This window comes from Bradyrhizobium sp. Mp27, from assembly GCF_029953005.1.
In the GTDB taxonomy this organism is placed as follows: Bacteria; Pseudomonadota; Alphaproteobacteria; order Rhizobiales; family Xanthobacteraceae; genus Bradyrhizobium; species Bradyrhizobium barranii.
In genome coordinates this window covers 1-12987 of the sequence record NZ_JASAUS010000175.1, presented here as the reverse complement: position 1 = coordinate 12987, position 12987 = coordinate 1, and the positions used below count along the sequence as shown (strand labels likewise).

Below are 12987 nucleotides of genomic sequence, written 5' to 3'. Positions count from 1 at the left end.
GGTCGTCAGGCGGCGAAAAGCCGAAGGCAATCCTGTGCGCCTCGTCAGACAAGATGTGCGGCCGCATCAATCGGGCCCAAAAGCCGCACTCTCACGAATAGGACGGGTTAGGCGCCTCAGATCTCGGCATAGACCTCCAGCAAATTGCCGTCGGGATCGCGAAAGAACAGCGTCCGATGTCCGAACGACTGGTTGGTCGGCGGTGACAGCAGCGCCACGCCCTGCCGCACCAGTTCTTCGGCACATTGATCGACCTCGGTCGCGGACACCTTGAAGGCCAGTTGCAGTGAGGCGCTGCCCGCCGGTGTCGGCGCGTCGGCCGCGGTTCGGCTCGGTCTCGCCAGCGCCAGCGTATTGCCGCCCAGGCCGTATTCGATCCAGTTCGGCGAGAGCTCGCGCAACAGCGGAAAGGCGAGAACGCCCTCGTAGAACCGGCGCATCGCCGCCATGTCGCGCACGAAGATGACGGTGTAGTCGATCGCGCGAATGGCGTGGAAGGGGGGGCGCCAGTTTGTTTCAGGTGTCTGTTTGTCTGTCATCTCGTCGTTCATTCCAAACTCTGGCTCGTAGCCCGTATGAAGCGTAGCGGAATACGGGGAGCCACGGGCGAGAACCCGGATTGCGCTGCGCTCCATCCGGGCTACAAGGTTCAAGAATTATCGCAATAAACCACCGCTATAGCGCAGCTCGTACAGCGGCGGGCCATCATGCCGCGCGATCGTCTCGATGCCGTGGAAGCGATCGAGCGTACCTTCGACCTCGTTGCGGTAGACCATGCCTGCCTGCTCGAACAGGCGCGGTCCCCGATAAGGCTCCTCGACCCTTACGCCCAACAGCGCCTGGCGCGGGAATTTGTAGATCTCGAGCAGCGTGGACCGATCCGTGATGTCCGCGCGGGCGCCGCCGCTGTAGCTCATCGACCAGATGACACCGTCATCCCGTGACACGGTCTCTTGGCCAACGAAAAACCCCATCCCGAAATAGATATCGCGATAGGCATAAGGCGGCGCGCGATGCTCAAGCTGCTTGGAGCCGGCGAGCAGCGGCGCGGCCACGGTCGCGTCGTCGTCGAGCCCCGCATAGGTGCGCCGCTTGGCTTCGACCAGGAACGCTGCGAGATCGCGTGGAATGGACGGCATTGTCTAGTCCACCAATTCCGGCCACGGCACGATGGTCGATTTCACCGTCTTCATCGCCATCGCATCCCTCACCGCCTGCGCGACGCCCGCTTCCGTGAAAGGATAGATCGTCTGCATCTTCAGCCAGGGATATTTGTCGCGCGTGCGGTAGAGCATGTCGACGCCGAGCGGCAGATCGTTGCCGGTAAAACCCCAGGAGCCGACCACGTTGAGGTCCTTGGTGCAGATGCGGTGCCAGGAGGTCTCGATCGAGCCGGCATCGGTGAACTGACCCATCTCGACATAGGTGCCGCCGTCGCGCAGCATCTCGATGCCTTCGGGGCCGGCGGTCGGATGTCCCGAGCAATCCATCACGAGATCGGCGCCGAAGTGGCCTACGATCTCGCGGACGCGCGCGATGCGCTCCTGCGGCGATTTGATCTCCTCGATGTTCACCGTCGCCTCTGCGCCGAACTCGCGCGCGAGCTTGAGCCGCGGCTCTTCCGGCGCGCCGACGCAGATCACGCGCCCCGCCCCCATCTCCTTGGCGGCCGCGACCGCGAGAATGCCGATCGGACCCGAGCCCTGGATCACCACCGTGTCGCCCCAGGAAAAACCACCGGCGCGATTGGCGCGGTTGAAGGCGCGGATGCAGGAGGTCAGCGGCTCCGAGAGCGCGCCCAGCCGTAGCGACATGTCGTCGGGCAGCTTGTAGATCTTGGTGCCCGGCAGCATCTCGAGATCGACATAGACATATTCGGCCCAGCCGCCCCACATGTGCGGCGCCTTGTCGAAGCCGAGATAGCGGCCGTAATAGACCGGCGTCAGGCACTTGTTGGCGGTCTGCGGATAATGGATGCAGTAATAGCAGTGCCCGCAGGGCATCAGCGGCGGGATCATCACTTTCGAGCCGACCTTCAGCGGTTTGCTCATGAAGTCCTCGGTGAATTCGTCGCCGCATTCGACGATGATTCCGCCGAGCTCGTGGCCGAGCGTGAACGGCCAGGGTAACGGCTTCGGCCAATGCCCTTTGAGAATGTGCAGATCGGTGCCGCAGACGCCGCAGGCGCCGACCTTGATCAGCGCGGCCTTCCGGCCGACCTTTGGCCATGGCACGGTCTTGATGACGGGCTCCGAGCCCGGCCCTGCGTGAGTGCAGACGCGGATCTGGTCCATGGGTGTGTCCTCGCGGCGTGCTTGTTATGATTGATTGGTGCGGCCGACGATCAGCCTATGACAGCCGTGGGGCGTTGCAAATACCAAGGTGCATACCTCAAATGCACCGGGGCAGAAGGTTCACTGTTCTCTCAACTGGCGCGAGGAGGCGCTCTCTCGAGACCTTCGCCGGTCATGCCCTGCTCGCTCAGGAGCCAAACCGCAGGACTTGCAGTTTCGCTGAACATGGTCGCCAACACGTCCAGACCGCTCGTTTCACGTTTCAGGCTGCGCACGGTCGCACGATGCACCACACGTCGAAATGCAACCGTCGGCGTCGTGTCGCGCTCGTCGCGGATCATCACCCAAGTGCTCAGCTTATCATCGATATAGGAGACTGTGGTTCGCCTCAGGGCTTCGAGGTCAACCTCGCTGGCCTTCATCACTTCCGAGCCATCCGGATCGTCCAGCAGCGCAAGCAAGAGATGCTCCAGCGTCGCAAACTCGTGCTTTCGCGCTTTGGCGTAAGTGAGAGCCCTGTTCAGAGTCAGATCGAGCTCGCGGGTAAATCCCGAAGGCCACTTGATGCTCGCACGCGGTGGCTGAGCCGAGGCCGTGTCAAACGCCGGCGGTTCGCGCCGGATCGCGGCAGCAAGCGTATTCCAGTCAGCCAAGCCAAACAGCTCGGCGGTCAGCTCAAGGCTTTCGGCGACCGAAATCTTGAGACCTTTGGAGGCGAGAGAGGCGCGCAGCGTGCGCGCCATAGCTTTAGCATCGCGATAGTCGCGCATGGCTTACTCCTTTGCTTGAACACTTCGGGAAGCCAGTGCTTGCGTTGCTGACCCGTTGTTCGGCAAAGGGGCCAAGACGATGCATGCGATACGTTCACCATCCCGTAAAGGGTGCAAGCGGCAGGTCGTATCCACCTGAAAGAAAGGTGGCTCGGCGGCCGCCAAGTGTCAATACTGACGACTCGCACAAACCCGTAAATGGCTTGCACCCGGACGCTGGGTTAGGATGAGATGGCTCGCAGCCCGCATGGCGCAGCGTGGAATACGGGACCAGTGGCCCCGGATTACGCTTCGCTCCATCCGGGCTACAAGGACAGCGCCGATGCTGCGTGACTATCAGCCAGCGGATGCCGAAGCGATCGTGCGCGTTGCGCTGGCCGCGTTCGCACAGTTCGAGCAGGACTATTCCGACTGGCCATTGTTTACGACCCATGTCGCGAAGATGCCGGAGCTTGCCAAGACCGGCGAGATCATCGTCGCCGAGGATGGCGGCCAGATCGTCGGCGCCGTCGCCTATGTCGGTCCGCGAGCCGCGAAGCCGGCCTTCTTCGATCCGGCCTGGCCGGTCATCCGCATGCTGGTGGTCGATCCGGCCGCGCGCGGCAAGGGCATCGGCCGGCAATTGACCGAAGAATGCCTGCGCCGCGCCGAGCGCGACCGGTCGCCGGTCATCGCCCTGCACACGACGCCGATCATGACGGTCGCATTGCCGATGTATCAGCGGATGGGATTTACCAGGGTTCGCGAGGCACCGGATATTCTGGGCGTGCCCTATGCGGTTTACGTCAAGGCGCTGGGGTAGGATGGCGTCGGCGCTGATTCTTTGACAGTCGTTGCGAATGACAAACTGGACGAGCCGAACCTGCGCGGCAAATGGCATCGACATCCATTATTTACGGACCGGGGACGACATGCCTGCGCTGATTGCGCTGCATGGCCTGACCGGAAGCGGCGCCTGCTGGACACCGTTGGCGCGCGCTCTCGAGGACGGCTACGACGTCATCATGCCCTCTGCGAGAGGACATGGCGCGTCGAGCGCACCGTCCGGCGGGTATCTGTACCGCGATCTCGCAGACGACGTCATCGGCCTCATTGACGCGCTCGGGCTGACTGCCCCGATCCTGCTCGGCCATTCCATGGGCGGCATGACCGCCGCCGTGGTTGCGAGCGAGATGGGTACGGCCATTCGCAGCGTTATCCTCGCCGATCCGACTTTCCTGCCACCGGGGCGCCAGCGCGAGGTTTACGAGAGTGATGTCGCCGAACAGCATCGCCGGCTTCTCGCTCGGGACAAGGACGAGGCGCTGGCCGAGGCCCGGCGGCGGCATCCGCACCGCTCATCCGAGCTGCTTGACATGATCGTTGATGCGCGGCTGCGGACGGAGATCAGCGCCTTCGAGGTTCTCACGCCACCGAACCCGGATTATCGCGAGCTTGTCAAAGCCATTGCCGTCCCGAGCCTGCTTGTCGTCGGAGACAATGGCGTTGTCTCGGTCGAGACGGCGCGGGAGCTGCAGGGGCTCAATCAACACCTCCGCCATGAGGTGATCGCGAATGCGGGCCATGGGTTGCCATATGACAAGCCCGATGAGTTTGCTGCGGTGGTCAGGTCGTTTCTGGCGACGGAGATCGCGTGACGCGCTGCTTCGTAGCCCGCATGGAGCTTTGCGGAATGCGGGGCCGGCGGTCCCGGATTGCGGGCTACGGACACATACCCAAGTGTCTTGAGCACCGGCCGGCGAACGTGTAACTCCGCAAGAGTCCCACCCAGGTGATCGCTTGAACCCCCTTCCCCAAAATCCTGTTGTCGCGTCCGGATCGTTCGCGGCGATGAAGTCGGTGCCGTACCGGCTCCAGTTCATCGCCTACGTGCTGGCGATGATGGCGGACAATATCGAGCATGTGATCAGCTATTGGGTGGTGTTCCAGAAATTCCATTCGCCGACGCTGGGGGGCTTTGCCGTGCTGTCGCACTGGCTGCCGTTCCTGCTGTTCTCGGTCGCGGTCGGCGGGCTCGCCGACCGGTTCGATCCGCGGCGTATCATCCAATGCGGCATGCTGCTGTTCATCGTGGCCTCGGCCGGATGGGGCTTCTTCTTCATCACCGACACCATCCAGATGTGGCACGCGATGCTGCTGCTGGTGATCCATGGCTGCGCCGGCGTGCTGTGGCAGACGCCGAACCAGCTTCTGCTCTACGATCTCGTCGGCCCCGCGGATCTTCCGAGTGCGGTGCGCCTGAATGCGATGGCACGCTATCTCGGCATCCTGGTCGGACCTGCCGTCGGCGGCGTCATCATGCTCACGCTGGGCACCTCGCACGGCATCATCTTCAACACGCTGTTCTACCTGCCGATGCTGCTGTGGCTGTTCTGGGCGCCGGTCCGCGACAGGAGCGTCGCGGTACGGCGCTTCGCCATGCGCGGCCTTGCCGACATCGTACTGACGATGCGCGCCATCGGCACGCAGCCGGTGCTGACCGCAATGACGTGGCTCGCCGGCCTCACCTCCTTCATGATCGGCAACGCCTATCACGCCCAGATGCCGGGCTTTGCCGGCGATCTCGGCCACGGCGATCCCGGCGTCTCCTACAGCGTGCTGCTCGCGGCCGATGCGGCAGGTGCACTGCTCGCCGGCATCGCGCTGGAATCCTGGGGACGGCTGAAGGGCACGCCGCGCACCGCGATCATGCTCGCCATGCTGTGGAGCGTGGCGCTGCTCGGCTTCGCCGCGGTGCGGATCTATCCGGTCGCGATCGTGCTGCTGTTCTTTGCCGGCTTCTTCGAGCTGTCCTTCAACACGATGGCGCAGGCGCTGGTGCAGTTGAACGCGCCGCACGATATCCGCGGCCGCGTCGTCGGGCTCTACAACATGGCCGGGCTCGGGATGCGGGCCTTCAGCGGCATCACCGTCGGCCTGTTCGGCGCGGCGATCGGCATTCACTGGTCGCTCGGGCTCTCGGCCGCGGTGCTGCTGGCGCTGCTGTGTCTTCTCTATGGGCGCGCGACGAGGAAGACAGCCGGTTGACTCTCGTCCCTCCCCACAGCACGCTCGAGATGGGCCTGAGGAGATGAAGCGTTGCGCAATCGCTGGGGCATTCTTGCGATCCTGTTCGTCGTGCGCCTCACCATCGCGTTCCAGTTCCAGAGCGTGGCCGCAGTCGCGCCGTTGCTGCAACAGACCTTTGGCGTAGGGCTCGCCGATATCGGCATCCTGATCGGACTCTATTTCACCCCCGGCATCGTGCTGGCGCTGCCGGGCGGCGCGATCGGCCGCACCCTTGGTGACAAGCGGACGACGATCGCAGCGCTGCTGCTGATGACCGCGGGCAGCCTTGTCATGGCCACCACCGACATCTGGGGCTGGCAGATGGCGGGCCGGCTCGTCTCCGGCGCCGGCGGCGTGCTGCTGACGGTGCAGCTCACCAAGATGGGCACCGACTGGTTCGCCGGGAAGGAGATCGCAACCGCGATGGCGATCTTCGTCAACTCCTGGCCGGCCGGCGTCGCGATCTCGCTGCTGGTGCTGCCGGCGATCGGTACGGCCTATGGCGCAAGCGCGGTGTTCCTGGCGGCGGGCGCACTCACGGCCATCGGTATCGTGCTGATCACGCTCTATCAGTCGCCGCCGGGAGCCACGGTCAGCGCGGCCGGCCCGGGCCGGCTCGATCCCCTCGCGCTGCTGGCGGTGATCGTCGCGGGCCTGATCTGGGGACTCTTCAATGTCGGCTTCGCCATGATCTTCTCGTTCGGGCCCTCCCTGCTCGCCGAGCGCGGCTGGAGCATTGCGGCGGCAGGCTCCGCGATCAGCCTCGTGATGTGGCTGTCGGTGATCTCGGTGCCAGCAGGCGGCTATCTCGCCGACCGCTTCAAGCGTCCGCTCACGCTCGCGACCGCGGCCAGCCTCATCGTGGCCGGGCTGCTGGCCTGGTTGCCGCGATCGGATGCGGTGATCACGGTCCTCGTCCTGATCGGCCTGATCGGCGGCCATCCGGCCGGCCCGATCATGAGCCTGGCCGCCCGCGTGCTCGCGCCGGAAACAAGGGCGATCGGCATGGGCGTGTTCTTCACTCTCTTCTATGCCGCGATGATGCTGGGGCCGGCGGTGGCCGGCCGGCTGGCTAAATCGGCCGGGACGGCCGCGGTGGCGCTCGACCTCGGCGCGCTGACGGTGCTGGCCTGCCCGCCGCTGATGTGGCTTTTCGAGCGCATTGTGTCTGTCCGTAATCGACGCGCCCAATCCTAACGCGGCATTAACCCTGTGCACCTTAGGGTCGTGCCGGACTCCGCCAGGCGGGGGGTCGGGTTGTGAAAATGGCGTTGGCGAACAAAAAATTTCTTCCGGCCGCCGAGGAACGACGGCGTTTCCAGCGGGTGAAGGTTCACCTGCTCGGCCGCTACATGCTGCCGGACCGCCGGGAATTCCCCTGCCAGGTGATCAACATGTCACCCGGCGGGCTCGCGCTGCTCGCGCCCGGCATCGGCAATGTCGGCGACCGCGTGGTCGCCTATCTCGACCATATCGGCCGGGTCGAGGGCAAGATCACCCGCATCATCGACAACGGTTTCGCCATGACGGTCGGGGCGACGCCCCGCAAGCGCGACAAGCTGGCGGCGCAGCTGACCTGGCTTGCCAACCGTGACATCCTCAATCTGCCGGAGGATCGCCGCCACGACCGTATCGTGCCGCGCAACCCGATCGCGGTGCTGACGCTCGAGGACGGCACCAAGATGACCTGCCGCATCATCGACCTCTCGCTGTCCGGTGCCGCCATTGCCGCGGAGAACCGCCCGCCGCTGAAATCGATCGTGCTGCTCGGCCGGGTCCAGGGCCGCGTGGTCCGAAACCTCGAGGACGGCTTCGCGCTGGAGTTCATGCACGAGCAGCCGATCGAGACTCTCGAAGAGAGCGTTACCGCGCGGTAAAGCGCAAGGACGCGAAAACGCCTGTATTTCCAGCCCTGAAGGCGGCCTCCGCGATGCGGACGCCGCCTTTTTCGTGTCCGGCGACCGCCTCGCGCGGGTTAACGCGAGGGCTGCGTGCGCACGCAAACAACAGTTCCGCCAGCGTTTCCGCGTTAATAGATAAAATTTGAATCAATTGAAGTCATTTCAAATTTTAGTCGAATTCGATTCAAGTATAGATCGAATTCATCGCGCCTTTTACTTGCATTCGTCTCGACTTGACTTGGCCGATTTAGCTGCAACTCAAAAGCTCCATGCGAAATGTGGTCCCAACAAGAAACGGGGGCCGCAATGTTGGACTTCAGGGGACAGGGGAAAGGGCTGGCACTGGCTGCCATGCTCTTCGGGATCAGCGCGGCAGCGCAGGCCGGCGAAGGCCGTCTGCTCTACGCGAGCCTCGGCGACACCACGCGTGCGCCGATCGGCTGGGTCGAGTTCTGTGCGGATAATGCCGCCCAGTGCCAGGGCGCGCCGACGCAACCGCGCGACATCGTGATGTCGCAGGCCGCATGGCGCGACCTCGTCAAGGTCAATCGCTGGGTCAACGAGACCGTCAAGCCTTTGACCGACCAGGAGCACTGGGGCGTGATCGAGAAGTGGTCGCTGCCGACCGACGGTTACGGCGATTGTGAAGACTACGTGCTGCTGAAGCGCAAGATGCTGATCGATGCCGGATGGCCGCGGGAGGCCCTGCTCATCACCGTCGTGCGGGACAAGAAGGGCGAAGGACACGCGGTGCTGACGGTGAAGACCGACAAGGGCGAGTTCGTTCTCGACAATCAGAACGAGAACGTCGTTGCCTGGACGGAGACCGGCTACCGCTTCGTCAAGCGCCAGTCACAGAGCGACCCCAATGTCTGGGTCTCGCTCGGCGACACCAAGCCGGCGGTCTCCACCGCCAGCGCCAAGAACTAGCAGTCAGGAAAACGAGTTACGCGGCCCGGTCACATCCCCACCCCTCCCCGTCCCAGACCGGTTCGCGCGCGGCCAGCCATCCCCCAATGGCTGGCCGCAACTTTTTTGGGGAGAGCAATCAGCCCTGTGATGACCAGGGCACGCGCGCCGCGGTGAAATCGCGCCACGTGCGTTGCAAAGCGGGCTGCACGCCGATCGATGCACGTGCCTGCCAACCGGCGATCGCCGCGGCCGCGATGGCGCTGTCGGGTTCAGTACCGAGCCCATCGAGCAGCGATGCCGTGACCGCCATGTCGTTGAAGGCGCCGAGCTCCTCCTGCAAGGCTGCGAGCCTGCGCGAGAAACGTCGCGCCGACTTGCGATCCTCGTACAGCGGCAGCAGGAACTCGCTGAGATAGCGCAGCCGCTTGGTCGCGAGCCGCACCCGGTGCAGTTCCTCGGCGGGAAGCGACTTGAAGCGGCGGCCGCGCTTGAGCACCTTGGCGTATTGCTCCGACAGGATGCGCCGCGCGAAGTCGACGGCAGGTTCGGCGAGCTGGCCGAGATCTTCGGCGGCAACGTCGTTGCGCCAGCCCCGCGTCTCGATCCAGTTTCCGAGGCCGATCAGGAACACGGCGCAGCGGCGATCGTCGAGCGCATCATGCGCCTTGCGATAGGCGTCCGACTGGCGCTCGGCCGCAGCGCGGCCCAGCGCATCGAAGCCGGCGACCAACGGACAGGCCTGTGCGATCGTCGGCAAGGTATCGAGCTGGAACACGTCCCAATCACGGGCGGCGGAGAGGTCTTGCGCCAGCCATTTGACCTCCGACCGCAGCGCGTCGAGATTGCTGAGCGTACCGACCGATCGCATCAGGTCGAGCGCCGATCGCAGCCGGCGCAGCGAGACGCGGAGTTGATGCACGCCTTCCGGGTTGCGCCCGTCCTCGGCGGCCGGCAGCGACTGGAGCAGATGGAGGAAGCAGGAGCGCAGGATCGTCGCGAAGGCCTCGTCGAGCGTGACCGACGCATCGAGGCGAAGTTTTCGCGGGCGACGTGCCGTGGGCGGTTCATCGGCGGCAAGATCAAAGCCGCGCGCCGACTTGGTACGGATGGACGGCTTCACCGCGCCCTGCTCCGCGAGCCGCAGCGCGACCTCGTAGATCGTGCTGGCGCTGCCGCTCTTCAGTTCAAGCTCGATCTCGCTCACCGGAAGCGTGCGATTGCCAGCCGTCAGCTCGCCTTGATCGAAGGCGATTTCGACCGTGCCGGACGGCAAGTCGATCATCCTCGCATGACGACGGATGTCGGCGGTGAAGACGGCTTCGAGCGGCTGCGTCACGAGGTGGCTACGAAGCTTCTCCGGAATGAAGGGCATTGCCAGAGCGAGATCGGGCGCAAGCGACGACACGCTCGCCTCCCACTCGCCACGGCGCAGCGGATCGTCCGCGGCGTCCGTCTTCACCGTCTGCACGAAGCGCGCGCCGCTCTGGCGGACACGCAGGCTCAGGCCATTGCGTCGAAGCAGGCGCTCGGCCGTGTCGTAATAGACCGACTTGAGATGCTTGCGCGTGCCCTTGTTGCGCGCGTTGGCCGTGATGACCGGCGCGGCGTTGAAATGCGCCATGCGATCGGCATCGACGAGAAGCTTGAGTTCGATCTCACCGGCGGGACGCGCAGCAGTGCCGGACTCGGCCGGCTCCGGTGCAGGCGTCGTGTCTTGCGATGGCGTCTGATCAATCACAGCGCCCTCGACGATCGCATGTTCCGGGCCGGGTTCGGCTGCGTCACGTTGCCTGAGGAAGCCGGCGACGACTTGCGTTCTCTTGTTCCTGTCCTTGAGGACAGGATTCCCATCCGGCGCGCTCATGGTTTTGCGAGCCAGCGTAGCGTCTGATTTCAACATTTCCGGTGACATGACGGTTTGATGACAGAGCGCAGCATATAGCTCGTCAGGCCCGCAAGGAATAGCAACGTTACGTCGCAACGCATCATCGTCCACATGCGACACGCTCGACGCTAAAGATCGGGCAGGACTGTCATAATTCGTCTGGCGTGACGAATTAAATTGCCGCCGCGTACAGTAAGTGATCGAATTGATGGCGAATCTCGTCGTTCTCGAAACCGAGATGAACGCGTCAGCGAGCTTGACTCATGCTAGCGGAAAAATTCTTTCTGGTTTTGGAGACGCTCAGAAGTCACGCCTCCGATGATGACAGGCCGGAGATTGTGACAAGCCCCGCGCGGCCTCCTGCGCTCCCGGAGGTCGCAAACGACTCCCGGCCAGGAAAGCCGGTTCCCGACAAGCGAGGCTAGAAGCGATCGAATCTCGCGGGCTCACACCTGCCATGCGCGCGTCAGTGCGCGAGCCTGTTCTTGTAGATCCTGCCGTTCTTCATGATCACCACAAAATTCTTCGCGGGATCTTCGACCAGCTTGATGTCGTCGAGCGGGTTGCCGTCGACCAGCAGGAGATCGGCGAGCGCGCCCTCCTCGACCACGCCGAGCTTGCCGGGATAGGGATTGCGCAGGCCCGACAGGCTCAAGAGTTCGGCGTTGGTTGACGTCGCCATCGTCAACGCTTCGGCCGGCGTATACCAGCGCGTCAGCGCAGCCAGCATCGCGCCTTGCCTGTCCGCCAATGCCTTCGAGAACAGGACGTCAGTGCCGAACGCGGTCTTGATCTTGTACTTCTTCGCCAGCGCGTAGACGCGGTCGGTGCCGGCAACGACCTGCCGCATCTTGTCCTGCTCCGACGGTCCCAGCGCCGCGGCGCCGGAGATATCAAGGAATGGTTGCGTGCTCAGCCAGACCCCCTTCTCCGCGATCAGCTTCGCGCTCGCCTCGTCCATGAGATGACCGTGCTCGATGCATCTGACACCGGCTGCGATCGAACGCTGGATCGCGACCGGCGTATAGGCGTGCGTCGCGACATAGGTGCCCCAATTATCGGCGGCTTCGACGGCCGCGCGTAATTCGGGCTCGGTGAAGGTGGAGACGTCGAGCGGGCTGAAGGGCGACGCGACGCCGCCACCCGCCGTGAGCTTGACCTGCGAGGCGCCCTGCATAAGCTGCTCGCGCGCGCGCACGCGAACCTCGTCCGGGCTGTCGGCGACCAGGCTGCCGCCGATCAGCTCCATGCGGCTGAGCATACCGCCGATGGTTCGCGGCAGATCGGTGAGCTGGCGGAAATCGCCATGACCGCCGGTGATGGTGATGATGGCGCCGGACGGATAGATGCGCGGACCGGCGACGAGACCCTCGTCGATGGCCCGCTTGAGGCCGAAACTCGGCCCGCCCATGTCGCGTATGGTGGTGAAGCCGCGCATCAGCGTCGCTGTCGCCTCGCTGGCGGCGAGCAGATTGTTGTAACCGACATCGCCGAGGGACGCGGCCGGTGTCGGGCGCACCAGCATCGCATGCCAATGCGCATCGATCAGCCCCGGCATCAGCACGCGGCCGCCGCCGTCGATCACCTGGCCGGCGGCCACGATGTCCGCGGTCGAGATCTTCTCGATCTTCCGGTCCCTGACGAGGACATTGGACGCGACCGAGAGAGCAGCGCTCCTTCCATCGAATAACCTGACGTTGCGGAACAGGACTGAGGAGTCCTGCTGGGCCGGTGCAGGCCACGCGCTGCAAAGAAGCACTGCAAGCAGCACCGCGAGTCCGGCCCGCGCCTTCAATCCCGACATGTCAAGTCTCCGCGCCGCTACGCCGTTGCCGCCACAGGCCGCCATGCAAAAGTCAGCCACCCGATGCCGTGCGACAGCAAATCAATACCGAGCAGCAATCCCAGCACCCAGAGCCCGGTCATCGGAAGGCCGGTAAGGATGACGAGCCCCGCCAGCACGCCGAACAGGCCGGAGGCGAGCATGATCCCACCGCCCTGCTGCCAGCGGCCGATGAACGCGACGCCATTGCAATACTCCACAGAACGGATTCGGCTCATGCCGACCGAGCTATGGCGGAATCTGGGTGATGACGGTGTGAGGAAGGCGGCGTATCGAGGCGGGTGACGAGCCTGCCAGAACCTCTCGAGGAGAGCGATACGCCATGACCGAGACT

At 64.3% G+C, this 12987-nt stretch carries 12 protein-coding genes and 1 pseudogene; 6 read left to right on the top strand and 7 right to left on the bottom strand.

Translation table 11 applies throughout. The features are described 5' to 3' along the window. Positions 1-116: 116 nt before the first annotated feature. The 4 genes from QJT78_RS43345 to QJT78_RS43330 all read right to left on the bottom strand — a co-directional run bounded on the left by QJT78_RS43345 (position 117) and on the right by QJT78_RS43330 (position 3064). Complete coding sequence (locus QJT78_RS43345; protein ID WP_028154231.1) at positions 117-539, bottom strand: VOC family protein; 423 nt, start codon at positions 537-539, stop codon at positions 117-119. Positions 540-656: 117 nt separating this feature from the next. Beyond that, positions 657-1139 carry a DUF5680 domain-containing protein gene (locus QJT78_RS43340; RefSeq protein ID WP_038945190.1) on the bottom strand — a complete coding sequence of 161 codons (483 nt, stop codon included), beginning with the start codon at positions 1137-1139 and terminating at the stop codon, positions 657-659. Positions 1140-1142: 3 nt separating this feature from the next. Next, positions 1143-2294 (bottom strand): zinc-binding dehydrogenase, encoded by a 1152-nt coding sequence (locus tag QJT78_RS43335; RefSeq protein WP_028154099.1) that lies wholly within the window; start codon positions 2292-2294, stop codon positions 1143-1145. A 131-nt stretch (positions 2295-2425) separates the two neighbouring features. Then, complete coding sequence (locus QJT78_RS43330; RefSeq protein WP_080586814.1) at positions 2426-3064, bottom strand: Clp protease N-terminal domain-containing protein; 639 nt, start codon at positions 3062-3064, stop codon at positions 2426-2428. Positions 3065-3386: 322 nt separating this feature from the next. On the opposite strand from QJT78_RS43330, the gene QJT78_RS43325 reads away from it, so the two are divergent. The 6 genes from QJT78_RS43325 to QJT78_RS43300 all read left to right on the top strand — a co-directional run bounded on the left by QJT78_RS43325 (position 3387) and on the right by QJT78_RS43300 (position 8943). Beyond that, entirely contained in the window at positions 3387-3866 is a 480-nt protein-coding gene (locus QJT78_RS43325; protein WP_028154097.1) for a GNAT family N-acetyltransferase, read from the top strand. 109 nt (positions 3867-3975) lie between these two features. Then, positions 3976-4701 (top strand): alpha/beta hydrolase, encoded by a 726-nt coding sequence (locus QJT78_RS43320; RefSeq protein ID WP_240537794.1) that lies wholly within the window; start codon positions 3976-3978, stop codon positions 4699-4701. 142 nt (positions 4702-4843) lie between these two features. After that, positions 4844-6091, top strand: coding sequence for an MFS transporter (locus QJT78_RS43315; RefSeq protein ID WP_028154095.1), 1248 nt, complete (start codon positions 4844-4846; stop codon positions 6089-6091). 51 nt (positions 6092-6142) lie between these two features. Next, on the top strand, positions 6143-7309 hold the full coding sequence (locus tag QJT78_RS43310) for an MFS transporter (protein WP_038945187.1): 1167 nt from the start codon (positions 6143-6145) through the stop codon (positions 7307-7309). A 68-nt stretch (positions 7310-7377) separates the two neighbouring features. Next, positions 7378-7989 carry a PilZ domain-containing protein gene (locus tag QJT78_RS43305; protein ID WP_028154094.1) on the top strand — a complete coding sequence of 204 codons (612 nt, stop codon included), beginning with the start codon at positions 7378-7380 and terminating at the stop codon, positions 7987-7989. A 330-nt stretch (positions 7990-8319) separates the two neighbouring features. Further along, positions 8320-8943 carry a transglutaminase-like cysteine peptidase gene (locus QJT78_RS43300; protein WP_028154093.1) on the top strand — a complete coding sequence of 208 codons (624 nt, stop codon included), beginning with the start codon at positions 8320-8322 and terminating at the stop codon, positions 8941-8943. A 118-nt stretch (positions 8944-9061) separates the two neighbouring features. On the opposite strand, the gene QJT78_RS43295 is transcribed toward QJT78_RS43300, so the two are convergent. The 3 genes and pseudogenes from QJT78_RS43295 to QJT78_RS43285 all read right to left on the bottom strand — a co-directional run. Beyond that, positions 9062-10825: a CYTH and CHAD domain-containing protein gene (locus QJT78_RS43295; protein WP_028150053.1), complete on the bottom strand. Its 1764-nt coding sequence runs from the start codon at positions 10823-10825 to the stop codon at positions 9062-9064. Positions 10826-11276: 451 nt separating this feature from the next. Next, a complete protein-coding gene (locus QJT78_RS43290) occupies positions 11277-12614 on the bottom strand; it encodes an amidohydrolase family protein (protein ID WP_038945186.1) in 1338 nt (445 codons plus the stop codon). Between the two features lie 17 nt (positions 12615-12631). Then, positions 12632-12987, bottom strand: a pseudogene (locus tag QJT78_RS43285) (hypothetical protein); the annotation flags it as partial.

Coding starts and splice junctions, on each gene's coding strand:
- QJT78_RS43345 (WP_028154231.1), bottom strand. CDS start 539: ATGACAGACAAACAGACACCTGAAACAAACTGGCGCCCCCCCTTCCAC.
- QJT78_RS43340 (WP_038945190.1), bottom strand. CDS start 1,139: ATGCCGTCCATTCCACGCGATCTCGCAGCGTTCCTGGTCGAAGCCAAG.
- QJT78_RS43335 (WP_028154099.1), bottom strand. CDS start 2,294: ATGGACCAGATCCGCGTCTGCACTCACGCAGGGCCGGGCTCGGAGCCC.
- QJT78_RS43330 (WP_080586814.1), bottom strand. CDS start 3,064: ATGCGCGACTATCGCGATGCTAAAGCTATGGCGCGCACGCTGCGCGCC.
- QJT78_RS43325 (WP_028154097.1), top strand. CDS start 3,387: ATGCTGCGTGACTATCAGCCAGCGGATGCCGAAGCGATCGTGCGCGTT.
- QJT78_RS43320 (WP_240537794.1), top strand. CDS start 3,976: ATGCCTGCGCTGATTGCGCTGCATGGCCTGACCGGAAGCGGCGCCTGC.
- QJT78_RS43305 (WP_028154094.1), top strand. CDS start 7,378: ATGGCGTTGGCGAACAAAAAATTTCTTCCGGCCGCCGAGGAACGACGG.
- QJT78_RS43300 (WP_028154093.1), top strand. CDS start 8,320: ATGTTGGACTTCAGGGGACAGGGGAAAGGGCTGGCACTGGCTGCCATG.
- QJT78_RS43295 (WP_028150053.1), bottom strand. CDS start 10,825: ATGTTGAAATCAGACGCTACGCTGGCTCGCAAAACCATGAGCGCGCCG.
- QJT78_RS43290 (WP_038945186.1), bottom strand. CDS start 12,614: ATGTCGGGATTGAAGGCGCGGGCCGGACTCGCGGTGCTGCTTGCAGTG.